At 70.8% G+C, this 23,467-nt stretch carries 24 protein-coding genes and 2 pseudogenes; 18 read left to right on the top strand and 8 right to left on the bottom strand.

Annotated elements, in window-relative coordinates; translation table 11 throughout:
* Nucleotides 1–134: 134 nt before the first annotated feature.
* Nucleotides 135–914 (top strand): annotated as a pseudogene (locus VIW71_RS01965) (IS982 family transposase); the annotation flags it as partial.
* Between the two features lie 18 nt (nt 915–932).
* On the opposite strand, the gene VIW71_RS01960 reads toward VIW71_RS01965, so the two are convergent.
* The 8 genes from VIW71_RS01960 to VIW71_RS01925 all read right to left on the bottom strand — a co-directional run bounded on the left by VIW71_RS01960 (nt 933) and on the right by VIW71_RS01925 (nt 8,952).
* Nucleotides 933–2,540 carry a glycoside hydrolase family 13 protein gene (locus VIW71_RS01960; RefSeq protein WP_331620078.1) on the bottom strand — a complete coding sequence of 536 codons (1,608 nt, stop codon included), beginning with the start codon at nt 2,538–2,540 and terminating at the stop codon, nt 933–935.
* A gap of 67 nt (nt 2,541–2,607) precedes the next feature.
* The gene (locus tag VIW71_RS01955) at nt 2,608–3,216 is read right to left on the bottom strand and encodes a carbohydrate ABC transporter permease (RefSeq protein WP_331620077.1); all 609 of its coding nucleotides are present in this window, start codon (nt 3,214–3,216) and stop codon (nt 2,608–2,610) included.
* A 2-nt stretch (nt 3,217–3,218) separates the two neighbouring features.
* The gene (locus tag VIW71_RS01950; protein ID WP_331620075.1) at nt 3,219–3,605 is read right to left on the bottom strand and encodes a hypothetical protein; all 387 of its coding nucleotides are present in this window, start codon (nt 3,603–3,605) and stop codon (nt 3,219–3,221) included.
* A gap of 58 nt (nt 3,606–3,663) precedes the next feature.
* The gene (locus tag VIW71_RS01945) at nt 3,664–4,944 is read right to left on the bottom strand and encodes an ABC transporter substrate-binding protein (RefSeq protein ID WP_331620074.1); all 1,281 of its coding nucleotides are present in this window, start codon (nt 4,942–4,944) and stop codon (nt 3,664–3,666) included.
* 105 nt (nt 4,945–5,049) lie between these two features.
* Complete coding sequence (locus tag VIW71_RS01940) at nt 5,050–6,048, bottom strand: zinc-dependent alcohol dehydrogenase family protein (RefSeq protein ID WP_331620073.1); 999 nt, start codon at nt 6,046–6,048, stop codon at nt 5,050–5,052.
* Nucleotides 6,049–6,248: 200 nt separating this feature from the next.
* Complete coding sequence (locus tag VIW71_RS01935) at nt 6,249–7,010, bottom strand: DeoR/GlpR family DNA-binding transcription regulator (RefSeq protein WP_331620072.1); 762 nt, start codon at nt 7,008–7,010, stop codon at nt 6,249–6,251.
* A 491-nt stretch (nt 7,011–7,501) separates the two neighbouring features.
* Entirely contained in the window at nt 7,502–8,101 is a 600-nt protein-coding gene (locus VIW71_RS01930) for a DUF4760 domain-containing protein (RefSeq protein WP_331620071.1), read from the bottom strand.
* A 92-nt stretch (nt 8,102–8,193) separates the two neighbouring features.
* Nucleotides 8,194–8,952, bottom strand: coding sequence for a GntR family transcriptional regulator (locus VIW71_RS01925; protein ID WP_331620070.1), 759 nt, complete (start codon nt 8,950–8,952; stop codon nt 8,194–8,196).
* A 111-nt stretch (nt 8,953–9,063) separates the two neighbouring features.
* On the opposite strand from VIW71_RS01925, the gene VIW71_RS01920 reads away from it, so the two are divergent.
* The 17 genes and pseudogenes from VIW71_RS01920 to VIW71_RS01840 all read left to right on the top strand — a co-directional run bounded on the left by VIW71_RS01920 (nt 9,064) and on the right by VIW71_RS01840 (nt 23,341).
* A complete protein-coding gene (locus VIW71_RS01920) occupies nt 9,064–9,840 on the top strand; it encodes an SDR family NAD(P)-dependent oxidoreductase (RefSeq protein ID WP_331620069.1) in 777 nt (258 codons plus the stop codon).
* Nucleotides 9,841–9,899: 59 nt separating this feature from the next.
* The gene (locus VIW71_RS01915) at nt 9,900–11,105 is read left to right on the top strand and encodes a mandelate racemase/muconate lactonizing enzyme family protein (RefSeq protein ID WP_331620067.1); all 1,206 of its coding nucleotides are present in this window, start codon (nt 9,900–9,902) and stop codon (nt 11,103–11,105) included.
* On the top strand, nt 11,102–12,571 hold the full coding sequence (locus VIW71_RS01910) for an APC family permease (RefSeq protein WP_331620066.1): 1,470 nt from the start codon (nt 11,102–11,104) through the stop codon (nt 12,569–12,571). The genes VIW71_RS01915 and VIW71_RS01910 overlap by 4 nt, the downstream gene beginning before the upstream one ends.
* Nucleotides 12,572–12,792: 221 nt before the next feature.
* Nucleotides 12,793–13,206, top strand: coding sequence for a sensory rhodopsin transducer (locus tag VIW71_RS01905; RefSeq protein ID WP_331620065.1), 414 nt, complete (start codon nt 12,793–12,795; stop codon nt 13,204–13,206).
* Nucleotides 13,207–13,273: 67 nt separating this feature from the next.
* Complete coding sequence (locus VIW71_RS01900) at nt 13,274–13,969, top strand: bifunctional 4-hydroxy-2-oxoglutarate aldolase/2-dehydro-3-deoxy-phosphogluconate aldolase (protein ID WP_331620064.1); 696 nt, start codon at nt 13,274–13,276, stop codon at nt 13,967–13,969.
* Entirely contained in the window at nt 13,966–14,922 is a 957-nt protein-coding gene (locus tag VIW71_RS01895) for a sugar kinase (protein ID WP_331620063.1), read from the top strand. Before VIW71_RS01900 ends, VIW71_RS01895 begins: the two co-directional genes overlap by 4 nt.
* 147 nt (nt 14,923–15,069) lie before the next feature.
* Nucleotides 15,070–15,456 (top strand): annotated as a pseudogene (locus VIW71_RS01890) (oxidoreductase C-terminal domain-containing protein); the annotation flags it as partial.
* A gap of 122 nt (nt 15,457–15,578) precedes the next feature.
* On the top strand, nt 15,579–17,036 hold the full coding sequence (locus VIW71_RS01885; RefSeq protein WP_331620062.1) for an L-serine ammonia-lyase: 1,458 nt from the start codon (nt 15,579–15,581) through the stop codon (nt 17,034–17,036).
* A gap of 186 nt (nt 17,037–17,222) precedes the next feature.
* Entirely contained in the window at nt 17,223–17,918 is a 696-nt protein-coding gene (locus VIW71_RS01880; protein WP_331620061.1) for a hypothetical protein, read from the top strand.
* 60 nt (nt 17,919–17,978) lie between these two features.
* Nucleotides 17,979–18,131, top strand: coding sequence for a hypothetical protein (locus VIW71_RS01875; protein WP_331620059.1), 153 nt, complete (start codon nt 17,979–17,981; stop codon nt 18,129–18,131).
* A gap of 560 nt (nt 18,132–18,691) precedes the next feature.
* Nucleotides 18,692–18,919: a hypothetical protein gene (locus tag VIW71_RS01870; protein WP_331620058.1), complete on the top strand. Its 228-nt coding sequence runs from the start codon at nt 18,692–18,694 to the stop codon at nt 18,917–18,919.
* A gap of 53 nt (nt 18,920–18,972) precedes the next feature.
* The gene (locus tag VIW71_RS01865) at nt 18,973–19,833 is read left to right on the top strand and encodes a peptidoglycan-binding protein (RefSeq protein WP_331620057.1); all 861 of its coding nucleotides are present in this window, start codon (nt 18,973–18,975) and stop codon (nt 19,831–19,833) included.
* Between the two features lie 52 nt (nt 19,834–19,885).
* Nucleotides 19,886–20,092 carry a hypothetical protein gene (locus tag VIW71_RS01860; protein WP_331620055.1) on the top strand — a complete coding sequence of 69 codons (207 nt, stop codon included), beginning with the start codon at nt 19,886–19,888 and terminating at the stop codon, nt 20,090–20,092.
* Nucleotides 20,089–20,343 carry a hypothetical protein gene (locus VIW71_RS01855; RefSeq protein WP_331620054.1) on the top strand — a complete coding sequence of 85 codons (255 nt, stop codon included), beginning with the start codon at nt 20,089–20,091 and terminating at the stop codon, nt 20,341–20,343. Before VIW71_RS01860 ends, VIW71_RS01855 begins: the two co-directional genes overlap by 4 nt.
* Nucleotides 20,344–20,817: 474 nt before the next feature.
* Nucleotides 20,818–21,351 (top strand): GTP cyclohydrolase I, encoded by a 534-nt coding sequence (folE, locus tag VIW71_RS01850; protein ID WP_331620053.1) that lies wholly within the window; start codon nt 20,818–20,820, stop codon nt 21,349–21,351.
* Between the two features lie 161 nt (nt 21,352–21,512).
* Entirely contained in the window at nt 21,513–22,730 is a 1,218-nt protein-coding gene (locus VIW71_RS01845) for an MFS transporter (protein ID WP_331620051.1), read from the top strand.
* Nucleotides 22,727–23,341 carry an NUDIX hydrolase gene (locus VIW71_RS01840; protein WP_331620050.1) on the top strand — a complete coding sequence of 205 codons (615 nt, stop codon included), beginning with the start codon at nt 22,727–22,729 and terminating at the stop codon, nt 23,339–23,341. The genes VIW71_RS01845 and VIW71_RS01840 overlap by 4 nt, the downstream gene beginning before the upstream one ends.
* Nucleotides 23,342–23,467: the final 126 nt, after the last annotated feature.

The following is a 23,467-nucleotide window of genomic DNA, read 5'->3' as shown; positions in this document are numbered from 1 at the left end:
AGAAGACACAGCGCCAACGACGGGCTCGCCCCGATCCCGTTCGAACAGCACATGGCAGAAGCACGGAGAACGTCAATGGCCCAGCTCAGGGCCGAAGTGGCATAACAACGTCTCCACGCTACGAGGGGATTGACACCCTCGCGATGATGCAGGCCATGCTCGGTTTCACCTCCGAGGCCAGGTGGCTCCGGCATGCCCGGGCCCACCTGCGGCATCTGTTCCCCTATCTGCCGCAGCAATCCGGCTACAACAAGCGGCTTCGCAAGGCCGCCGAACTGCTGCGCCGGGTCACCCGGATCCTGGCCACCAGCACCTCGGTGTGGAGCGACGATGTGTGGATCGTGGACTCCACACCCGTGGAATGCGGCCGCTCCCGGGAGACCGTCAAACGCTCCGACCTGGCCGGATGGGCCCAGTACGGCTACTGCGCCAGCCACAGCCGCTTCTTCTGGGGCCTGCGACTGCACCTGGTGTGCACCCTGCAGGGACTGCCCGTCGCCTTCGCCCTGACCGGGGCCAAGGCCGACGAGCGCGAGACCCTGCTGGACCTGCTCGCGGCCGAACCGCACCTCACCGCCACCCGGCCCGGCCAGACACTGATCGGCGACAAGAATTACTACGGCCGCACCTTCGAACAGGAACTCGCCCAGCAGGGCATCCAGTTGCTACGGCCGACCCGCAAGGGCGAACGGCCACGGCCCGGCGGATCCCTGTTCAAACCGTTGCGGCAGGTCATCGAGTCCGTCAACGAAACCTTCAAGGGACAGCTCGACCTCGAACAGCACCGAGGACGCACACCCCGCGGCGTCATCGCCCGCGTCATGCAGCGAATCCTCGCGTTGACCGCCGCGATCTGGCACAACGACCACACCGGACAAGCCACCCTCCGCTCGCTCACCCCTTACGATCACTGACCCCTTGGAATTGATCATCTAGCCGGCGGTGTACCAGACTGCGGTGTCCTGGGGCAGACGGCCCTCGTCCAGCGGTCCGCTGGCCAGCAGGACCCGGCTGCCGGCGGGCAGCGGCAACGGGTCTCCGGAGCTGTTCACCGCGCACACGAATTCCGGCTCCCGGGCGAAGACGAGCGTGCCTTCGGGGGAGGTGAGCCACCGCAGTGTTCCGTCGCCGAGGGCGGGGTGTTCCCGGCGCAGCCGCAGGGCGGTCCGGTAGAGCTCGAGGGGCGATCCGGGGTCTTTGGCCTGGGCCTCGGCGGTGGACCCCTTCCACGACGGTGGCTGCGGCAGCCATGGCGCGGTCTGCGCCTGGTCGGGACTGAATCCCAACGGTGGCTCGGTGCCCGACCAGGGCAGCGGCACGCGGCAGCCGTCGCGTCCGCGGTCGCGTCCGCCGGTCCGCAGGAAGTTCGGGTCCTGGAGCAGCTCGTCGGGGATGTCGAGGACCTCTTCCAGGCCGAGTTCCTCGCCCTGGTAGAGGTATGCCCCGCCGGGCAGGGCCAGCATGAGCAGTGTCGCGGCGCGGGCTCGGCGCAGGCCGGTTGGGCCGCCGCCGTAGCGGGTGACGTGCCGGACCACGTCGTGGTTGGACAGTACCCAGGTCGCCGGCGCGCCGACCGTGCGCAGCGCGTCGAGGGTGTCGTCGACCGCCGCACGCAGGGCGGCGGTGTCCCACGGCGCCATGAGGAAGAGGAAGTTGAAGGCGGTGTGCAGTTCGTCGGGGCGCAGGTAGAGCGCGAGCCGTTCGGGGTCGTACACCCATGCCTCGGCCACCGTGGTGCGCTCACCGGGATAGCTGTCGATGATGTGCCGCCAGCGCCGGTAGACGTCGTGGACCTCGTCCTGGTCCCAGAACGGGTGGCCGGCCTGCGCGACGTGCACGGGCAGGGCCGGATCGAGGCTGGTGAGCAGGTCCGGCATCGCCGGGTCCTTGGCCAGGCCGTGTGCCACGTCGATGCGGAAGCCGTCCACGCCCCGGTCGAGCCAGAAGCGCAGGACGTCGGCGAACTCGTCGCCGACCTCCGGGTTGGTCCAGTTCAGGTCGGGCTGCGCGGTGTCGAACAGGTGCAGGTACCACTGCCCGTCGGGCACCTGGGTCCAGGCCGGGCCGCCGAAGACGGACTGCCAGCCGTTGGGCGGCTCGGCGCCGTCGGGACCCCGGCCGTCGCGGAAGATGTACCGGGCCCGCTCCGGGCTGCCAGGGGCGGCGTTGCGTGCGGCGACGAACCACGGGTGCTGCGAGGAGGTGTGGTTGGGCACAAGGTCGATGACGACCTTCAGGCCTTGGGCGTGCGCCTCGCCGATCAGGGCCTGGGCATCGTCCAGGGTGCCGAAGGCCGGCTCGATGTCCCGGTAGTCGGCCACGTCGTAGCCGCCGTCGGCCATCGGTGAGGGGTACCAGGGGTTGATCCAGATCGCGTCGGCACCGAGGTCGGCGAGGTACGGGAGACGGGCCCGCAGTCCCGCGAGGTCGCCGACGCCGTCGCCGTTCCCGTCGGCGAAGCTGCGGATGTACACCTGGTAGATGACCGCGCTGCGCCACCAGGCGGCTGACCGGAGGTCGGTGTTCTTCTGATCGGGCAAGGGATTTCTCCTGGAGGCGTGGCGGTGGTGGTCCGGCTCGGGGATGACTGGGCAGCCTGGTGGTGGGTTACTTGACTCCGCCGGCGGTGAGGCCGGCGACGATGCGGCGCTGGAAGATGAGGACGGCGGCGACGAGGGGGACGGTGACGATGACGCCGGCCGCCATCTGGGTGCCGAAGGGCTGGTCGAAGCCGTAGGCACCGGTGAACTTGGAGACGGTGACGGTGGCGGTCTGCAACTCCTTCTTGTTGACCGTCGTCAGGGCGATGATGAACTCGTTCCAGGCGGTGATGAAGACCAGGATCGCGGTGGTGAACACACCCGGCGCGGCCAGCGGGACGATCACCTTGCGGAAGGCCTGGCCGGGGGTGCAACCGTCGATCTGGGCGGCCTGTTCCAGCTCGAAGGGCATCTGGCGGAAGAAGGTGGTCAGGTTCCATACCGCCAGCGGCAGCGCGAAGGACAGGCTGGGGGCGATCATCGCCTGGTAGGTGTTGATCCAGCCGATGGTGGTGAACAGCTTGAGCAGCGGGACCAGCAGCGAGACGCCGGGGAACATGCTGGTGGCGATGACCAGCGCGAGCACCAGGTTCTTGCCGCGGAAGGCCAGCCGGGCCAGCGCGTAGGCGGCGAAGGAGCCGATCAGCAGGGTGAGCACCGTGGTGGTGCCGGCCACGATCAGGCTGTTGAGCAGCGCCCGGGCGAAGCCGACGTCGGGCTGGAAGACTGCCCGCAGGTTGGCCAGCGACCATGGCTGGGGGAGCAGGGTCTTGGAGAACTGGTCGGTGGGACGGCGGAAGGCGGTTGCTCGCCCTGGATGACGAAGCCCTGGCTGTCGAGGCGCTCGCTGGAGCGGTACAGCGACTGGTGCAGCGCGGCCACGATGGGGTAGGCCACCACCAGCCCCAGCACCAGCAAGATCGGGGACAGCAGCAGCGCGACCAGCCGCCCGGTCCCCGCCGAACGGCCACGGGGCCGGCCGGGCACCTGGGAGCCGTCCGCCCCCCGGCGTCCGGTCGTGCGGTCGGCGCCGCGCGCCGGAATCGTCGTGGTAGGGACGGTCATGAGGTCTCCTTGCTCCGCGTCGTCGCGGCCCGGCGGACGGTCGCCGACTGGGCGGCGCTCACCGGTTGGTCTGCTGTGCGAGGTCGGCCTGCAGGTCGGCCAGTGCCCGGTCGGCCGGCTTGGTACCGGTCAGTGCGGCATAAGCCGCGCTCTGGATCGCGACGGTGGCATCGCCGTACCAGACCAGCCTCGGCCGCGGCTTCGCGCGCAGGATCGAGGCCTTGAGCACCGACAGGTAGGGGTACTGGCGCCGCAGCGCGGGATCGTCGTACAGGTCGGCCAGGGTCGGTGCGAAGGCCTGCTCCTGCAGGCTCTGGCGCTGCAGCGGCTCGCTGGTCAGGTAGCGGATGAAGTCCGCCGCGGTGGCCTTGTTCCTGCCGAAGGCCGAGATGGCCAGGTTGTGCCCGCCCAGGCTGGAGGTGCCCGGACCGGTCAGGCCGGGCAGCGGCGCGACCTCGAACCTGCCGGCCACCGTCGAGGAGCCGTCGGTCCTGCTCGCCAGCGCCCACTGGTAGGGCCACTGGCGCTGGAAGACCAGCCGGCCGGCCTGGAAGGCGCGGCGGCCCTCCTCCTCCTGGAAGGTGACGGCGTCCTTGGGGATCGTCCCGCTGCGCAGGCCTTGGGCCAGGAACTCCAGGCCCCGCCTGGCCTGCGGGGTGTCGACGTGGGCCCTCCCCTGGGCGTCGACGATCTCGCCGCCGGCGCTGTCGACCGCCTCGGCGAAGTTCACCGTCAGGCCCTCGTACTTGTCGAACTGCCCGGCGTAGCAGCTCATCCCCTTCGCCTCGGGCAGCGCCAGCACCCTGGCGCAGGTCTGCCGCATCTGCTCCCAGGTCACCGGAGGCCGGGCCCCGGCCTTGGCCAGCAGGTCCTTGCGGTAGTACAGCAGCCCCCCGTCCGAGGTGTAGGGCACGGCGTACAGCCGGTCCCGGTAGGTGCCGGTGTCGATCGTCGGCTTCAAGAACCCCGACAGCTCGAAGCGGTCCCGAGGCAGCTCGGTGATCCACCGGTGGGCCGCGAACTCCGCCGTCCACACCACATCCAGGTTGAGCACAGTGAGGGCGTCCGACCGGGTCTGCGCGTTCTGGACCATCTGCTGCCGCTGGGCGTCGGGCGCTTCCGCCAGCTCGATCAGGGTGACGCGCTCCCTCGGATGGGCCTTGTTCCAGGCCTCGACCTGGAGCCGCACCACACCCCGGTCTTTGCCCTGGGCGAAGGTGATCGGCCCGCGTCCCCGCAGCCCGTCGGGCCCGCTCGTGCGCACCGCCGACGTGCCGCAGCCCGCGAGCACCAGGGCAGCGGCCACGCACGCGATCGCTGTTCTGAGATGTCCGTCCATACGCACTCCTTCGTGCAAGTCGCCCAGAATTTCCGAAATACGCCGGACGCGGTAACCACGAGCGGATCGGGGCATTGTTCATGGTCTTGGTCACGGCGTTTCCTCTCAGATCCCGACCGGGGCGATGTGGATCTTCCGGCCGGTGCCGGACCGGAACGCGGCGACCGCGTCGTCGAACCGGTCCAGCCCGAAGACGTCACTGACCAGGGGATCGAGGGTGAGGCCCGAGGTGAGCAGGTCGACGGCGGGCTGGAAGCTGTTGTGGACCGCCATCGAGCCGATGATGTCGATTTCGCTGTTGTAGACGCGGAACGGCGAGAAGGCCGCGGTACGGGCCGGGTCGGCGACACCGAACTGCAGGAAGGTGCCGCCTTTGCGGACCCGGCCCAGACCGTCCTCGATGGCGGCGATCACGCCGGTCGCGTCAATGACGACCTCGAAGCCCTGCGGGCGGTCGAACGCCGCGGAGTCGGTCGCGATGGCGTCGGCAGCGAAGGACTTGGCGAACAGGAGCCGGTCCTCGTTCGGGTCCACCACGGAAACGGAGGCCGCACCCGCGTCGCGGACCACCGCCGCCATCATCAGGCCCATCGTGCCCGCGCCGTAGATCAGGTAGTGCTCGGCGGGGCGGCGCGGCAGCCGGTTCAGGGCATGGACCGCGCACGAAAGCGGTTCCACCAGGCCGGCGGCTGCCGCGGAAAGCGTGTGCGGCAGGGTGTAGCAGCAGCGTGCGGGCACCGCGACCAGCTCGGCGAAGCCGCCGTCGCGGGTGACACCGATGGCGCTGTAGTCGTCGCAGAGGTTGCCGCGGCCGATCCGGCAGTAGTGGCAGGCGCCGCACGGCATGTTCGGATCGACGGCCACCCGGGTGCCGACCACCGGGGTGGTGACGCCCGCGCCCAGCGCGACGACCTTGCCGGTCAGCTCGTGGCCGGGCACGAGAGGGTAGCGCGACGAGGGCAGCTCTCCGTCGAGGATGTGCATATCGGTGCCGCACAGCCCGCACGAGGCCACCTCGACGACCACCTCACCGGGGGCAGGGCGCGGGTCCGGTACCTCGGCCGTGGTGGCGGTACCTGGTTCCGTGAAGAGGACTGCGCGCAACGGAATGCTCCTTCGCTTCCTGATCGCTCGGGTTGATGGCACCGTGGGGTGCCTGTGGGGCGGCGCGGAAAGGGGGCAGTGTGGGACGTGGACTGACCGGTCGGACAGCACAAACGGGTACGGCTGCCCGGCTGCGGGCGTGTGGCCTGCCCGCCCGGTGGGGTGGTGACGTCAGCGGGCGCGGTTCTGCTGCCCGTGGCTCACACCCGGATGACCTGGGGGCCCATGAACGAGTAGCGGTTGGCCTCGGGGAGCGGCAGGGAGGTGTCGGTGACGATGGCCTCAAGATCGGCCACCTCGGCGAACCGGCTGAAGCTCGCGGAGCCGAACTTGGTGTGCACCCCGGCGAAGACACACCGCCGGGCTGCGCGCACCACCTGCGCCTTGAGCTCGCCGACCACCGGGTCGGGTGTGGTCAGCCCATGGGTGCGGGAGATCCCGTTGGCACCGACGTACGCCAGGTCGATGACGAAGGTGGACAGCATGTGGACGGCCCAGTGGCCGACGGTGGCCATCGTGCCGCCGCGCACCCGGCCGCCCAGCAGCAGGACGGTGCGTTTCTCACCGGTGGCGAGCGCACCCGCGACGGCCAGGGAGGTCGTCACCACGGTCAGCAGCCGGTCCCGGGGCAGGGCCTCGGCGATGAGCTTGGGCGTGAAACCCTCATCGATGAAGACCGTTTCGGCGCCGCCGAGGAGTTCCGCGGCTGCGGCGGCGATCCGTGACTTCTGCGGGACATGCTGCGTCCGGCGGAAATCGAGGGTGGTCTCGAAGCCCGCGCTCTCCACGGGATACGCACCGCCGTGCGTGCGCCGCACGAGCCCCTGCTCCTCCAGCGCGCCCAGGTCCCGGCGCACCGTCTCCTTGGACACCTGGAAGTCCGTGGCGAGCCGGATGACGTCGACGGAGCCCGCGCGCCGGGCCAGCTCGAGCATCCCCCGGCGGCGCTCCTCGGCGTCCACTCCGCACCTCCTCCCTCGGTGGCCGTAACGATGCCCGCTCGGGCTCGCGACCTGATTCAAGCAAAGCTTCATCCCTTTTGAACAGGAAAGAAACCCCGAGGGCGTAGCCGTTTGTGCCTGCGTGGTCCACGGTATCGCCCCAGGTCAGAGCAGTGGTCGAGGTGCCGCCGCGGCTGGCGGGCGCCCGCTTCCCACCATCACCGGGCCCGTTTTGGGCCCGTGGGCACCAGGGCCCGCGGCCCGTTTTGGGCCCGCCGGCACCAGAGCCCGGCGGTGGTGCCGGACGGGGACGACACCGACCGACCCCGTGGGCGGCCCGGTGGATTCGCCGGATCCCGGCGCCCAGTTCAGCGTCGCGCAGCGACCGGGCCGAGGGCGGGCGGCGCTCGGCCGCGTCGTACGTCGATGCCGCGACCGGGGTGCCGGCCTTCGCCACCGCCCGGCGTCGGCACCGCCCGGCGTCGGCACCACCCGGTCACCGCCTCAGGGCGTCACGCCCCCGCCTCCTCGGTCGACTCCGGGGGCGCCCTGTGCGGGACCGGTGCTGCGGTCAGCCGCCGCAGCACGGCACGACGACGCCGCCGGCTTCGCTGGACCCGGTTGACGTGCAGCAGGTGATCGATGGCGCCGTGCGGCATGTGCCGCGCATCGTGGGCGAAGTCCTCCAGACTCCGCAGCAGATACTGACCGTTCGTCCCCATGACCGCGCGCTCCCGCTCCACGAACGGCGCGACGGCCTCCCACACCTTGATGACCCGTATCCGCAGCAGCGCCACCATCTCGTCGTCCACGATGTCTGCCAGCCGCAACACTGCGATGTTCTGGTAGTAGTACACGACGTCGTACACTTCCCGGCGCACCTCGTCCGGCAGCCCGGACAGCCCCATCACCGGGTCGTACTCGACGGACAGCCGCTGCGTCACGAACCAGTACCGGTCATGAAACTCCACCGACCGGAAGTCCGCGAGCAGGTCCACGTACGCCGGCAACTGATTGCTCCGCCGCAGGAGAACGGCCTGCTGGGTCGCCGAATACATTGTGACGATCAACGCCACCACGGATAACCCGGTGGCCACGAGATTGAGCACCACTGCCGCGTCCCCCTCCTCCGCCCGTCGGGCGGTAGGTACCCCCTCCCCCCATTCTCCCCGGCCGCGTTCCCGACCGTCCCGCCCCGCCCGCGTCATCCGTCAGCCGGATTCTCCTTCCCGGCTGCCCGCGCGGAGCGCAGCAGTTCTGTCGCGGTGCCGACGATGTGGTGCTCGATCGCCGCGCGCAGGTCGTCGGGGCTCGCGTGGGTGAGGGCTTCGAGCAGATCACGATGCTCGCGGGCGATCTCGTGCAGGTCCCGGTGCCGGGGCGCGAGCCTGAAGATCTGCGCGCGGATACGGGGCAGCACGCTGTGCCAGAGCTGGAGCGAGTGCGTCGAGCCGCAGGCCTCGACGGTCAGCTCGTGGAAGCGGACGTCCGCCTCGTTGATGGCACGCAGGTCGCCTTCGTCCGCGTGCCGTTCCATGGTGAGGACCAACCCCTCGAGCTGGTCGAGCCGCTCCGGGGTCATCCGCTCGGCGGCCAGCGGCACGGCGTAGGTCTCGATGGCCAGGCGCACCGGCAGCAGCAGGTTGATGAACTCGTCGGTCCTGACCTGCGTGACGAAGACGCCCCGGTTGGGGAAGTGCTCGACCAGGCCCTCGCTCTCCAGTTGCCGCAGTGCCTCCCGGACCGGTCCCGGGCTGACGCCGAGGGCGGCGCACAGGTGGTCCTGTTTCAACTGCTCGCCGGCGGCCACCCTGCCGGTGATGATCTCGTCGCGCAGCAGGTCCACCACCTGCTGGCGCCGCGATGCCGGGGCGAGCAGGTGCCAGCGCGGGGCCGGGACGGACCCTGCGGGGTCGCCCGGTGCGGTCGCGGCGGTGCCGCGCCCAGGCCCGACATGATCCATTTTTTCCCCTTTGTTACGTTACGAACTCCGGCTCGTTGCCAGCCAGTTTCCCAGGTGAAACCTCGTCGCGACCGCTTGACTCACAATCGATTATAGATAATCGTCTGCGGCATGAAAGACAGAGTGATTGCCGTTACCGGCGGTGGGTCGGGCATCGGCAGGGCCGCCGCGCTGCTGTGCGCGGCGGCCGGGGCGGATGTCGCGGTCCTCGACCGCGAGGCGGCGGCGGCCGACGAGGTCGTGCGGGCCGTCGCACGCCACGGCGGCCGGGCCGTCGCCGTGGCGTGCGACGTGAGCGACGAGCAGGCGGTGGCCGACGCGTTCCGCCAGATCCGCGAGCGGCTCGGGACGCCGGACGGCCTGGTCGCGGCCGCCGGGGTCGATCTCGGCGGATTCGCGCACGAACTGAGCGCCGCCCGCTGGCAGCAGGTGCTCTCGGTGAACCTCACCGGGGCCTTCCTCGCCAGCCGGGAGACGCTGCGCGGGCTGATCGAGGCGGGCCGGCCGGGGTCCATCGTGCTGTGCTCCTCGCCGGCCGCCTTCGCGGGCTTCGCCGCGGGCGGCGCGACCGCGTACTCGGCGTCCAAGGGCGGCGTGTCCGCGCTGACCCGCAGCCTTGCCGTCGACTACGCGCGGCACGGCATCAGGGTCAACGCGATCGTCCCCGGCCCCACCGAGACGCCCCTGATGTGGGCCGCCGTACCCGAGGAGCAGCGGTCCGCCATGCGCGCGGTCGTGGAGGACGAGGTGCCGATCGGGCGCATGGCCGATCCGCAGGAGCCCGCGCGCGCCGCCCTCTGGCTCCTGGGCGACGACTCGTCCTACGTGGTCGGCTCGCATCTCGTCTGCGACGGCGGCGTCCTGGCCAAGGCCTCCATCAGCGTCTGAAGGCGCGGGTGTCCGGGGCGTCCATCCGTGGACGATCCCATCCATCTACTGAGGAACCCATGAAAATCACCAAAATCGATTGTCACGTCCTCTCCGATCCGGACCCGGATCTGTCGGCCACCAGCTCCGCGCAGGACGACATCGTGGTCGAGATCCACACCGACGAAGGCCTGGTCGGCATCGGCGAGGCGGACGTCAACCCGTGGATCGCCCAAGCCTGTATCACCGCGCCGGGCACCCACAGCATGGGGCAGAGCCTCACGCAGATGCTGATCGGTGAGGACCCCCTCGACGTCGAGGGCCTGTGGGAGCGGCTGTACGTCGGCTCGGCCATGAACGGCCGCCGCGGTGCCGTGATCAACGCCATCGGCGCCCTCGACATGGCCCTGCACGACCTGCGCGGGAAGTACCACGGCGTCCCCACGTACCGGCTTCTCGGGGAGGCCGTGCGCGACCGCATCGTGCCGTACGCTTCCCTGCAGCCCGAGACCGAGAACTTCGACGCCTACCATGAATCGATCGTCGACTGGGCGGTCATGGCCAAGCGCCGCGGCTTCACCGCGGCGAAGGCGTCCTTGACGCTTTCCGGCCCGTACGCGCACCGCGGCCTGCGGGAGCCGTGGTCCCGGGCGACGGAGGTCATCGCCGACCTGCGCCGAGCCGTCGGCGACGACTTCGCCCTGATGATCGACGTCCAGTACGCGTTCCCCGACGCGGACACCTGCCTGTCGGTCCTGAAGGACTGGAAAGAGTTCGATCTCTATTTCGTCGAGACCCCGCTGCCCAGTGACGACGTGGAGGGACTGCACCGCGTCGCCACCGAGCAGGACATCCCGATCGCCACCGGCGAGTGGCTGACCACGCGCTTCGAGTTCGCCCCGCTCATCGAGCGCGGCAGCCTCAGTGTGGCGCAGCCGGACATCGGCCGCGTCGGAGGCATCACCGAGGCGCTGCGGGTCGCCGACATGGCGGGCCGCCGCGGACTGCGCGTCATCCCGCACCTGTGGAAGACCGGCATCTCCGTCGCCGCCGCCGTGCACCTCTCGGCGGTGACCGCCCACTGCCCGTTCGTCGAATACCTCCCCCGTGACCTGAGTGAGTCGCCGCTGCGCAAGGAGCTGCTGCGCCAGGAGCCGGCCATGGTCGACGGCACCATACCCCTCCCGGAGGCGCCCGGCCTGGGCGTCGAACTCGACCGGGACGCCCTCGAGCGCTTCGCCGACGCAGCGCGTGCCCTGCACAACCGCAAAGCAGGTGGATCATGACAGCTGACTCCCGAACGGCGAACGGCCTGGAGCCGATCTCCCCCGACACCTCCCAGACTCCCCCCGCGGCTCGCCCGGGGCTGAAGAAGAACGCGATCTCGCTGCCCGGCGCCACCTCGATGGGCATCGCCTTCATCGCCCCCGCCGCCGGAATGGCGTTCCTGCCGCAGATCGTCGCCTCGCATGCCGGCGCCGCGGTGCCGTTCGTGTACTTGATGGCGCTGGTCGGCTGTCTGTGCATCGCGTACACGATCGCCCAGTTCGCCCGCGCGGTCTCCAGCGCCGGCTCGTTCTACGCCTTCAACTCCCGCGGACTCGGATCGCGCGCCGGCTTCTTCTCCGGATGGCTGCTGCTGATCGGCTACCTCACCGCGTTCCCGCAGAACATGCTGGCCTTCGGTTACAGCCTCTCCTCGGTGCTGCGACTCCACGCGGGCCTGAACGTCCCCTGGTGGGTCTTCACCGGACTCGCCACCGTGCTGATCACGGGTATCGCGATCCGCGGACTCGGCCTGTCGGTGCGCGTCGACCTGGCGATGATCGGCATCGAAGTGGCCGTGCTGCTGGGCCTCGCCGTGGTGATCGTGGCGCGCGGCGGCGCCGAGGGGAACACCGCGGCCGTCTTCACCCCCGCCGCCTCCGGGCACGTCTCCTCCGGACTGCTGTTCGGCCTGGTGTTCGCGTTCCTGACCATGATCGGCTTCGAATCGGCCGCCACCGTGGCCGAGGAGACGCGCGACGCCCGCCGGAACATCCCGCGGGCGATGATCGGCGCCGTCGCCGTCACCGGGGTCTTCTTCCTCTTCATCACCTACGCCATCACGATCGGCTACGGCCGCCACCACGCGGACAAGCTCGCCGCCACGCCCCTGCCGCTCGACGACCTCGCCCAGCGCTACATCGGCAGCGGCTACGCCGTCCTGGTCGACATCGCCGTGATCGTCTCCGCCTTCGCCGTGTCCCTCGCCGCGGGCAACGGCCTCGTGCGCGTCATCTTCGCCATGTCCCGTGACCGCCTGCTGCCGGCCCGGCTGTCGAAGGTCGACAGCCGCCGCAACACTCCCGCCGTCGCGATCACCGTGGTCGGAACCGTCAGCCTGGTGATCGAATTCGCCCTCGGCGGGGCGTTCGGCCCCTACCCGCAGGCGTACAGCTACCTCGGCGCCGTCGGCGGCCTGCCCGTCATCCTCCTGTACACCATGGTCGGCGTCTCGCTGCTGGTCTACATGTGGCGCGAGCGCCGCGAGGAGTTCCACCCGGTGCGCCACGTGATGATCCCCCTGGCGGGCAGTGCCGTGGCCCTGACGGCGATCTACGGCTCGTACCACCCGCTGCCCGCCGGGGCCTTCCTGTGGCTGAACCTCGGCTTCGTCGCCTACGCGGTCGTCGGCATCGTCCTGGCGGCGTGGCTGCGGCGCAGGCACCCGTCGATGATGAACCGTCTGGGCACGGCAGCAGTCGAGTAAGCGCCCCGCGCGACACGCCCACGCGTACCGCGCATCAGCACACGCAGGACGGAACGTTTCCCGCGGACGGACCGGGCACACGCCGGCCCGTCCGCGGGGCGTGGCGCGGCAGAGCAGGCGTACCACTCCGCCGTGCCGCGCCGCCCTGCCGAGCCGTTCGTCGCCACGCGACGCACCACTTTTTTCTCACGCACCACGTTCTTTGAAAGGAGTCCGCCACCGTGACCGGAAACACAGCGACGGAAAGCACCGTGATCGGAAACACCGTGATCGGAAACACCGTGTGGGTCATCGGGGACGGCTGGATCCCCCCGACCAGCACCGGGCCGGCCCCGGAGATGACCAGCCACGAGAGCGCCTGCATGCTCAACCCCAACCGGCAGGCCGTGGACGTCGAGGTGACGCTGTACTTCGCCGACCGGCCGCCGGCCGGCCCCTACCGCGTCGGTATCCCCGGCGAGCGGGTGCGCCACGTGCGCTTCAACGACCTCACCGACCCCGAGCCGGTGCCGACGGCCACCGACTACTCGGCCGTGATCCGCGCGTCGCTGCCGATCGTCGTGCAGCACACCCGTCTGGATTCCCGCCAGGCGGAGAACGCGCTCATGTCGACCATCGCGTTCCCGGCTGTCTGAAGCCGGCGCCTACGCCCGACCGACGAGTCCGTCCGGGCGTTCCGATCCCGTCCCGCAAGGAAAACCGATGCCCACCGCACCTCCCGATTCCACGCAAGCCCAGCCCGACCGCGCACCCGCCCGGCCCGCGCTCACCCCGCAACTGCTCGACACCGGCGTGGTCGCGATCCTGCGCGCCCGAAGCGCGCGGCACGTGCCGGCCGCCGTCGACGCCCTCGTCGGGTCCGGCGTCACCTGCCTGGAGGTCACCCTGACCATCCCCGGAGCGATGGACGCGATCCGCGCCCTCACCGCGCGGCTGCCCGCATACGTGTCGGTCGGCGCCGGCACCGTCACCAGCGTGCACGAAGCCGCTGAGGCCGTCGCGGCCGGCGCCCGGTTCGTGGTGAGCCCGGTGGTGCGGGCCGACGTGATCGCCTGCGCCGCCGCAGCCGGGATTCCCTGCTATGCGGGAGCGTGGACCCCCACCGAGGTGCTCACCGCCTGGCAGGCCGGCGCGAGCGCGGTGAAGGTGTTCCCCGCGGCCAGCGGCGGCCCCCGGCACCTGCGGAGCCTGCGCGAGCCGCTGCCCGGGATCCCGCTCGTGCCGACCGGTGGAATCGGCGTCGACGACGTGCACGGCTACATCGCCGCCGGCGCGGCGGCCGTCGGCATGGGCGGCCCGCTGCTCGGCAACGCGCTCGACGACGGAGACATGGACGGGCTGCGTGCACGCGCGTCCAGCGTGCTGGCCCGGGTCGCGGCCGCGAGAGACGCCCGATGAGCGCCGCCACCGCGAGGGCAGGCCTGGTCACCCTCGGCGAGACGATGGGACTGCTCAGCCCCGTCGAGGTCGGTCCGCTGCACCATGTGCCCCAGCTGCGCCTCGGCATCGCGGGGGCGGAGTCCAACGTCGCGATCGGCGTGCGCAGACTCGGCGGCGCCGCCACCTGGATCGGCCGGGTCGGCCGCGACGAGATCGGCGACCTGGTCCTGCGCGAACTGCGCGCCGAGGACGTCGCTGTCGCCGCCGTCCGGGACAGCGCGCCGACCGGGCTGATGATCAAAACCCGGCGCACCGGCGACCTCACCGCGGTCGCCTACTACCGGGCCGGAAGCGCTGGATCCCGGCTCGGCCCGCAGGACGTCGAGCAGGACACGATCCGCGGCGCCGCAGTCCTGCACGTCACCGGGATCACCCCGGCGCTGGGCGAGGCACCGGCCGCCGCCGTGCACGCGGCGGTGGAGACCGCCCGCGCCGCCGGTGTCGTCGTTTCGCTCGACCTGAACTACCGCAGGGCTCTGTGGGACACGCGGACCGCGGCGACCGCGCTGCGTGCCCTGGTCAAGTACGCCGACGTGGTGTTCGCGGGCGAGCAGGAGGCGGCGCTGCTCGTGGAAGAGGACGCGCCCGAACGGATGGCACGCGGCCTGTCCGCGCTCGGCCCGCGCCAAGCCGTCCTCAAGCGCGGACATCTCGGCTGCGTCGCCGTCATCGACGACTCCGTGCATGAGCAGGCGGCGATGGCCGTGCGCGCGGTCGACCCGGTCGGCGCCGGAGACGCGTTCGTCGCGGGGTATCTCGCCGAACTGATGTCGGGCGAGCCCGCGGCGGCCCGGCTGGAGACCGCCGCAGCCGCCGGCGCGTTCGCCGTCACCGTGCCGGGAGACTGGGAGGGACTGCCTCGCCGCCGAGAGCTGGCGCTGCTCGACGCCGCCGATCCGGTCGTCCGCTGAACCTGGATCCACCGGTCGGTGTGCGGGTGCCGCGCGGCCCGTACCAGTCGGGGTCTGTCGCAGCCGGGGCCGGGCGGCGGCCTGCCCTCACCCGGGACCGAGAAAGCCCGCCAGCCGGGAGATCTCGGCGGCGGCATCGCGGCGGTGTGCGACGCCGGCTGCGCCACCTCGCTGCCGGGCGTCGTCGCCGTCGGCGACGTGGCCAGAACGGCGGGTGTACGGGCAGCACACTGGACCGGCGCCACCGAACAGCCCGCGGTCGCCGTGCGCAACCTGCTCGCCGGCCGTACTGTCGAACACTGCCGGGGGGTGCCCTATTTCTGGTCCGACCAGTACGGCACGCGCATCCAGTTCGCCGGCCGGGCTCTGCCGACTGATATTCCTCACATCGCGGAGGGCGACGTGGACGCTGGGAGTTTCCTCGCCATCTATGAGCGGGACGGGCGCATCACCGCCGTGCTCGCCGTCAACCGGCCCCGCCCCTTCACGCGGCTGCGCCGGGAGCTCGCTCGCGCGGCCGCCCCGGTCCGCTGAACCACCGATGACCGAGCCGGCACCGGCCGAACCGGCGCCGGCTTCGCGCCAGGCAGTCCCGCGCCGACCGGAGAAGGGCGCGTGAGAGAGAAGACACCCACCCCCCCCGCAGGAGGCACACCGTGGCCATCTCCGTCTTCGATCTGTTCTCCGTCGGTATAGGCCCTTCGAGTTCACACACGGTGGGGCCGATGCGGGCGGCAGGTATGTTCGCGCGCCGACTGAAGGAGGAGGGCCTGCTGGCGCACACCGCTTCCGTTCGTGCCGAGCTGTTCGGTTCGCTGGGTGCGACCGGTCACGGCCACGGCACCCCGAAGGCGGTCCTGCTCGGCCTGTCCGGTCACTCGCCCCGCACGGTCGATGTGGAGTCGGCCGACGAGGAGGTGGCCCGTATCGGGGCGGCCGGGCGGCTCAGTGTGCTGGGCGCGCACGAGATCGCCTTCGACCCGGCCGGCGACCTCGTGCTGCACCGCCACCGAAGCCTGCCCCACCACGCGAACGGCATGACGCTCCGGGCGTTCGACGGCGCGGGCACGCCGCTGCTGGACAAGACGTACTACTCCGTCGGCGGCGGCTTCGTGGTCGACCACGACACCCTCGTCGAGGGCGGCGACCGGGTCACGCCGGACGGCACCGCGCTGCCCCACCCCTTCCGCACCGGTGACGACCTGCTGCGCATGTGCCGGGACACCGGTCTGTCGATCTCCGCGCTGATGATGGAGAACGAGAAGGCCTGGCGCACCGAGGACCAGATCCGCGCCGGGCTCCTGGACATCTGGCGGGTCATGCGGTCCTGCGTGGAGCGCGGTATGACCCGCGAGGGCATCCTGCCCGGCGGTCTGAAGGTCCGCCGCCGCGCCGCGCAGTCCGCCCGCCGGCTGCGCGCCGGCGGCGACCGTGCCGCCCACGCGATGGACTGGGTCACCCTCTACGCGATGGCCGTCAACGAGGAGAACGCGGCCGGCGGGCGCGTCGTGACCGCCCCCACCAACGGCGCGGCCGGCATCATCCCGGCGGTCCTGCACTACTCCACCGGCTTCCTCGGCCCCAGTGGCCCCAGTGGCCCCAGCGGCTCCGGCGGTTCGGTGGGCTCGGTCGGCGCGGTGGCGGACCCGGGCGGGGGCCGTGAGGACGACCAGGACGACGCGGTGGTCCGCTTCCTGCTCGCCGCGGGCGCCATCGGCCTGCTGTTCAAGGAGAACGCCTCGATCTCCGGCGCCGAGGTCGGCTGCCAGGGCGAGGTCGGCTCGGCCTGTTCCATGGCCGCCGCCGGGCTCGCCGAGATCCTCGGCGGCACCCCGGAACAGGTCGAGAACGCCGCCGAGATCGGCATGGAACACAACCTCGGCCTGACCTGCGACCCGGTCGGCGGCCTGGTCCAGATCCCCTGCATCGAACGCAACGGTATGGCCGCGGTCAAAGCCGTCACCGCCGCCCGCATGGCCCTGCGCGGCGACGGCCGCCACCACGTCTCCCTCGACACCGTCATCAAGACGATGAAGGAGACCGGCGCCGACATGAAGACCAAGTACAAGGAAACGGCCCGCGGCGGCCTCGCCGTCAACGTCATCGAATGCTGAGGGAAACGGCTCTGACCACCGGCACACCCATGGGCGCTTCCGCCTAGGAGGCGTCCGGCAGAAACTGCCGGACCACTTTCACGAAAAGGTCCCGCAGCTCGGTCGGTACGCACATTCTCCGTGCTGCTTCCTCAGGGGACAGCCGCTGGGGTCGTTCTTCCTCTTGACTGTGAACCGGACGATTCGGTGGACACCCCCGGCTCGAACTTCCGCGTCGCGGCTCAGCACGCGGCGGGCGCGACGGCCGTCAAGGGCGCGGTCGAGGCGCAGGTGCGGCGCGAGGACGGCACCATCGTGCTGCGGCTCACCAACCGCACCGCTCAGACGCTCTACACGGTCACCAAAAGCGGCGAGCCGTCCATCCGCATCGTCCCGATCAAACCCGACCGCGATCCGATGGAACGGCAAGCGGTCTCGTATGTCTCCGGCGGCGCGAGCGAGCGGTTCCACGGTCGCCAGGAGTTCTACGGCGAAGCCTCCGACTGGGTCCAGGACCTGGGCGCGGCACGGCAGTTGGCGGACGCGATGCGCAAGGCCGGCGAGTACCCGGCGCCGGTGATCGGTGATGTGCAGGTGCTGTACGACCCGCGCATCCAGCTCGGCGACGTGGTGCGGGTGCAGGACACGACCGGTGCCGTGCTCGACACCCTCGCCTGGGTCGTGGGCATCAACACGTCCGCGTCCGCGGACGGCGGGGTCCAGCAGACCCTGAGTCTGCGCGGTGTCTCGGCGAACGTTGTGCCCGCCGACGCGGGCCTCACCCCGGACGCCCCGGCGCTCCCCGCACCGTCGGACACCTCGGCGACGTATGCAGCCGTCGCCGCCGCGTATCCGACGCTCGCCAGTCTGCTCGCGGCCAACCCGACGTGGGCCGGCGTCTAGTACCGCGTCAGCCAGGACGCGGCACCAGCAGAACTCCCCTGTCCCAGAGAGAGACCAGCCATGTCCGAACCCGCACCGGAACCCGTGCAGCCGACCGACGACCAGCTGCGCGAGTTCGCCGAGGCGATCGTCCTCGAACCCGACCCGTACGACACCGAGCCGCCCGCCGGCCGGGAGCTGCTGACCGTCACGGTCGACCCCCCCACCGACTAGGCCGTGGTCTGGAAGTCCCGCCTGTCCCGCGCTCCGGGCGCCGGCGCCACTTCCCGAACACCGCCCAGGCCACTGGCTCGCCTCGAATCCGAGGGCCCGTGTGCCCGCTCACCCCGCCCCCCATCAGGAGGAGTCAGCATAACCACCCAGTACACGCCGATCAGCGGTCTGCCCTACCCGCAGGCATCCGACCCGGCCGACCTACCGACCCATCTGAAGGCGCTCGCCGACGCCCTGGACGGACGCGTCGTCCTGCGGTTCGCGGACGTGGCGGCCCGCGACGCCAAGGTGACCGCGCCGGTCGCCGGGATGCTGGCCTGGATCGGCACACCCGGCCGGCTCATGTACTGGACGGGTTCGGCATGGGTCCCGGCCGCCCTGACGCCGGTGTTCAAGATCAACGTCGACGGCGGGGAAACGACGTCCTTCACCTATACGGAGACGTTGACCGACGCGGTCGGCGACCCCGTGAACGCGTCGTTCACCGCACCGGCTCCGGCCAGGTCGTCGTCACCGTCGGCGGCTTCCTGTGGTCCTCGACGACCACGTACACCTCCTTCATGTCGGCGAACGTACGCAACGCGTCGGGCACGGTCGTCCTTGCCGCGGACGACGCCCGCGCCGCCTGGGCCCAGAACGCCACCAGGGCGTCCGTGTCGGCGCAGTTCCCGGTCACCGGCCTCACCCCGGGCGCGACGTACACCGCGACACCCGCCTACCGGTCGGGGAACACCGGCAACACCGCCCACTTCGACAACCGGTTCATCCGCGTCGACCCCATCCCGTAGCCGGTCTCGTGGCCGATCCCGCCAAGAGTCCCCAAGTACCCTGAGGAGGCCCCATGGCAGTACCTCTGACCGCTGACACATTCGCCGACGCCCTGCGCGCCGAAGGCGTCCAGGTCGTGGAACACCCCGACTGGCGTACCCACAACCGCAATCACCGAGGCCCCTGGGGTCCGGTCCGCGGTGTGATGCTGCACCACACCGCGGGCAGGAACAGCCTCCGGCTGTGCCGCGACGGCACGGCGTCGCTGCCGGGCCCGCTGTGCATCGGCCTCATCGCGAAGGACGGCACGGCGCACCTGCTCGGATACGGCCGTACCAACCACGCGGGTTCCGGCTCCGCCGCCGTGCTCGACGCGGTCGTGGCCGAGCGGACACCGCCGTCCCCGGGCCCCGACGCCGTGGACGGCAACGCCCTCTTCTACGGCTTCGAGACCGAGAACCTCGGCAACGGCCGAGACCCGTACCCGGCGGCCCAACTCGCCGCTGTGGAACGCTTGTCGGCCGCGATCTGCCGGGCCCATGGCTGGTCCTCGGCCAGCGTGATCGGTCACAAGGAGTGGACGCGCCGCAAGATCGACCCTTCGTTCTCCATGACGGTGATGCGTGCGCGGATCGAGGCGCGGCTGAGCCTGAAGCCGGTACCGCGGCCTGCCCCGGCCGCCGGCGCGTACGAACCCTTCCCGGGTACCGCCTACTTCGTACCGGGTCGGCGCGGTGCACTGATCACCGCTGCCGGCGAGCGGCTGGTGGCCGAGGGCTGCGGACGGTACGCCGTCGGGCCGGGGCCGGTGTGGGGCGAGGCCGACGTCCGCTCGTACGCCGCCTGGCAGCGCAAGCTCGGCTACGCGGGCGCGGCAGCCGACGGCATCCCGGGACGTGTCAGCTGGGACAAGCTGCGCGTCCCGCATACCTGAAGGGGGCGCGATGAGTGAAGCGACGCGCCGGACCTTGGGGGAGGGCCGGTTCATGAGTGATGCCACCCGCAGGACTCTGCGGACCACGCTGCAGATCCTGGTAGCACTCGTCCCGACAGCAGCCGGGGATCCTTCGCTGAGCGAGGTACCCGCCCTCGCCGGCGTGGTGGTGGCCGCAGCGGCGCTCAGCCGGCTGATGTCCGTGCCGGCGGTGGAGCGGCTGCTGCCACGTTGGCTGCGGAAGGAGGTCGGCCCGTGACCACAGGGCAAGCCGAGGGCATCGCCGTCGAACTGGAGCGCCTCCGTCGCTCCGTCGACGTCGGATTCGCCACCACCCGTGGCGACCTGGCCCTCCTCCTGCAGCGCGCGGACCAGACCGACAAGACCCTCGGCGAGCACGAGGACCGCCTCGACGCCCTCGAACGCACCCGTTGGCCTCTTCCATCGCTGGCCGCCGTGACGTCCTGTACGGCACTGGCCATCACCCTGTGGGAGGCGACACGCCGCTGAGCGCCGAGCAGACGAAAAGGGGCCGGAAGGCGGGAATCCGCCTTCCGGCCCCTTTTCGCATGCTGCGTACGGTGCGCACGGACGACCGCAGCACACCCAGGCGGTCCGGGGGGTGGTGAGCCGTCGAGCCCGACAGGCGGACGCCGGGTCCGGGCGAGGCGCTGGTGCGTGTCGTCCCAGGGGAGCGCATCGGCACGGATTCGGTGCCGGATCGGGGCGGTGCCGATCGCATATGGTGACCGCGTGCAAAAAGCCGGTATATGACGCCGGTAGTGGGGCCCGGGGGCCGGACGCCTGGTATTCTCTCCGGAATTTCACGCCACTATTTCCCTATGGTGTGACCATCTCGGCATTGCTCTGGTCGAGTGACAGTCGGGGAAAGCCCTATTCAAGAGCCACATCCGGCGCGACAGTGGAATTACTCCATCTGAGTCCTTCCAGGACCGTTGGTCAGAGCGGAAACGGAGGTCCACCGTGACCATCGCAGAGTGGCTGAAACAGAATGTGACCGCCGACGAGAGAGCGCTCGGCTGGTATAGCGGACCGGAATGCGAGGATCGTATCGTCCGCGCCTACCGGGAACTGCTGAGCGGCTATGACATCGACACATCGAAAATCCTCAAGACGACGTGTCTCGTGGAAGGGGAGCACGCCGGCGTCGTGCACGTGCATGACGCCAACTACTTCTCGATCTGCGCGCACCACTTTCTGCCCTTCTTCGGGAAGGTCAGCATCGCGTACGTCCCCGGTGACCGGATCCTCGGCCTGGGCAAGTTCCCCCGCCTGGTGCAGGCCTACAGCCGGCGATTCCAGATCCAGGAGTACCTGGTCAGGGACATCGCCGAGGAGATCATGTCGTCCGGCGGCGCCCGGGCCGTCCGCGTGACCTCCAGCGGCCGCCACCTGTGCATGTGCAGCCGCGGGCCGTCCGACCAGACCGTCATCACCGACACCTCCTACGTCGCCGGCCACCAGGAGCTGTTGGGAAAGTTCGGCCTGACTGAGTGATGCAGGCTCGCGTGGCGGGAGGTGCTCACTGTCCCCTCCCGCCACGAGTTGGAGTCGGATCCCGCCGCGCCGGCGGCGCGGCGCCGCCACCGGGAGAACCAGTGCTCCACAGGTACGGAAGTGGTCGTAGCAGCGGCAGGTCGCCCTCACCCTGGCGGCATGTGGTCGCGACATGGCTCGCCGGCGTGCAGGCCGCCGTGGGACTGGGCGCCGTTTCGCCGGTCAGCTCCGCGGTCCAGTCCTCGTTCGGCCTCTCCATCAGCACGGTCGCTTGTGCCACCTCCACCATGACCGCCGTGGGCGCGGCGCTCGGAATCCCGGTGGGCTGGTGGACCAGCCGCCTGTGTGCCCGTCGTGCGCTGCTTGCGGGCCTTCTCGTCATCTCGGCGGCCGCCGGGCTCAGCGCGCTCGCCGACACGTGGGGTCTGCTGCTGCTGTTGCGAACGGTGGAAGGCGCCGGCTACCTCCTTGTGTTCGTAGCCGGCCCGATCGTGCTCACCAGACTGACACGGGGCCGCACGCAGGCAGCGGCACTCGCCCTGTGGGGAACCTGCGTTCCGACCGGACTCGCCGCCGCCGCGGCCGCGGGGGGAGCCCTGTCGTCCGAGCTGACCTGGAACCGCTGGCTGGGTGTCACGGGGATCGGCCCTCTCCTGCTGGCCGGCTTCCTGGCCGTCACCCTTCCGCGGCTGCCGAACGCCGCGATCGGCCCCCGGCCTCGCGCCGCCGGCACGTGGGTCCGGTTCCTCGGGCCGGCCGGGGCGTACGCCTGCCTGTCACTGATCGGTGTGGCCGTGGTGGTCATGCTGCCCACCTTCTTCACCGAGGCCCGGAACGAGACCTCCGCGGAGGCCGGGGCTGTCGCCGCCGTCGTCACCGCCTGGAGTGCGGCGGGGGGCCTTCTCGCCGGCTGGCTGCTGCGACGCGGCGTCGCCGTCAGGGCGCTCGCTCCGCTCGCGGTCCTGATGCCGCTCGCCTGCCTGCCCGCTTTCTCGGCGGACATCCCGGTCGGCGCGGGCGTGAGCGCCGCCGCCGTCGTTCTGCTCGTCGACGGGCTGCTCATCTCCGTGGTGTTCGCGGCCGTGCCGGCCATCGCCAGGCGGGCCGAAGACGTCGACCTCGCCAACGGCGCCCTCGCCCAGTTCGGCAGCCTGGGCGTGCTGATGGGACCTCCTGCCTTCGGCCTGGCGGTGAAATACGGGGGTTGGAGCGGCACGACTGCCGCGACATCGCTTTTCGCGGCGCTGGGCGCCGCGCTCCTGCTGGTCACCGCTCGCAGTGTCCAGACCGCGGCCTCGGACTTCCCATCCCCGTCGACGCAGCTGCCCGGGCCGGATTCAGCGGCGTACGGAGAGATCCTCAACCGGAGGTCGGAATGAGAATCGATTTCCTCCAGCGGTCCGACGACACCTATGGCGAGTACTGCCTGCACTGCCATGCGGCGGCCATCGAATGGATCACTGTGGACGGGAGAAAGGAGTGCATCTGTCGATCGTGCGGCGAGCGGGCCGAACGGGCCATTGTCATCGACCCCGGTATTTCGTGGTGGACGGACGAGGGCGGCGAATACTGGCATGAAAGCGCCGGCGTGTTCGTACGGGACCCCCGGCGGCGATTCCTGTTCTTCCGAAGGCTGGCCTACCCGTTCTCGATGACCGTTCCCGCAGGACATGTTGAACGCGGTGAACCCCCGGCCAGCGCGGCCGCCAGAGAACTCATGGAGGAAGTCGGACTTCGCAGCGGGAACCTCCGCCTCATCGCCAGTCACCACCTGCGGGGGGACGTCTGCCGAAGGGGCTCCGACGCACATCTCTGGCACGCCTACCTGCTGGACGTCGCCGCGGCGTCAGAGGTGGCGGTGAACGACGAAGGCGAGTCTCCCGTCTGGCTCTCGCTCGACGATGCCCGGTCACACCGGCTCACCTTCGCTGTGGCGCGGATCATCGAGCAGCACGCGAGCAGGCTCGTCGCCGCCGACCGGGAACGGTGAAAGCCGTCTCGTCGGGGTGCGGCCTGTCCAGGTCGCAGGCTCCGGCCGGACCAGGACGGCGGCAGCGTGCTCACCCGGTATGTCGCGTGGTCGGCGTCCGCCCCGACGCCATGGGCAGGCCCGGGT

Origin of the sequence: Streptomyces sp., assembly GCF_036524955.1 — a bacterium.
Lineage (GTDB): Bacteria > Actinomycetota > Actinomycetes > Streptomycetales > Streptomycetaceae > Actinacidiphila.
This window is presented reverse-complemented; position numbering and strand designations above follow the sequence as displayed.

Coding starts and splice junctions, on each gene's coding strand:
- VIW71_RS01915 (WP_331620067.1), top strand. CDS start 9,900: ATGAAAATCACCAAAATCGATTGTCACGTCCTCTCCGATCCGGACCCG.
- VIW71_RS01925 (WP_331620070.1), bottom strand. CDS start 8,952: ATGGATCATGTCGGGCCTGGGCGCGGCACCGCCGCGACCGCACCGGGC.
- VIW71_RS01900 (WP_331620064.1), top strand. CDS start 13,274: ATGCCCACCGCACCTCCCGATTCCACGCAAGCCCAGCCCGACCGCGCA.
- VIW71_RS01860 (WP_331620055.1), top strand. CDS start 19,886: ATGAGTGATGCCACCCGCAGGACTCTGCGGACCACGCTGCAGATCCTG.
- VIW71_RS01840 (WP_331620050.1), top strand. CDS start 22,727: ATGAGAATCGATTTCCTCCAGCGGTCCGACGACACCTATGGCGAGTAC.
- VIW71_RS01875 (WP_331620059.1), top strand. CDS start 17,979: ATGTCCGAACCCGCACCGGAACCCGTGCAGCCGACCGACGACCAGCTG.
- VIW71_RS01920 (WP_331620069.1), top strand. CDS start 9,064: ATGAAAGACAGAGTGATTGCCGTTACCGGCGGTGGGTCGGGCATCGGC.
- VIW71_RS01865 (WP_331620057.1), top strand. CDS start 18,973: ATGGCAGTACCTCTGACCGCTGACACATTCGCCGACGCCCTGCGCGCC.
- VIW71_RS01950 (WP_331620075.1), bottom strand. CDS start 3,605: ATGACCGTCCCTACCACGACGATTCCGGCGCGCGGCGCCGACCGCACG.
- VIW71_RS01895 (WP_331620063.1), top strand. CDS start 13,966: ATGAGCGCCGCCACCGCGAGGGCAGGCCTGGTCACCCTCGGCGAGACG.
- VIW71_RS01945 (WP_331620074.1), bottom strand. CDS start 4,944: ATGGACGGACATCTCAGAACAGCGATCGCGTGCGTGGCCGCTGCCCTG.
- VIW71_RS01870 (WP_331620058.1), top strand. CDS start 18,692: ATGTCGGCGAACGTACGCAACGCGTCGGGCACGGTCGTCCTTGCCGCG.
- VIW71_RS01910 (WP_331620066.1), top strand. CDS start 11,102: ATGACAGCTGACTCCCGAACGGCGAACGGCCTGGAGCCGATCTCCCCC.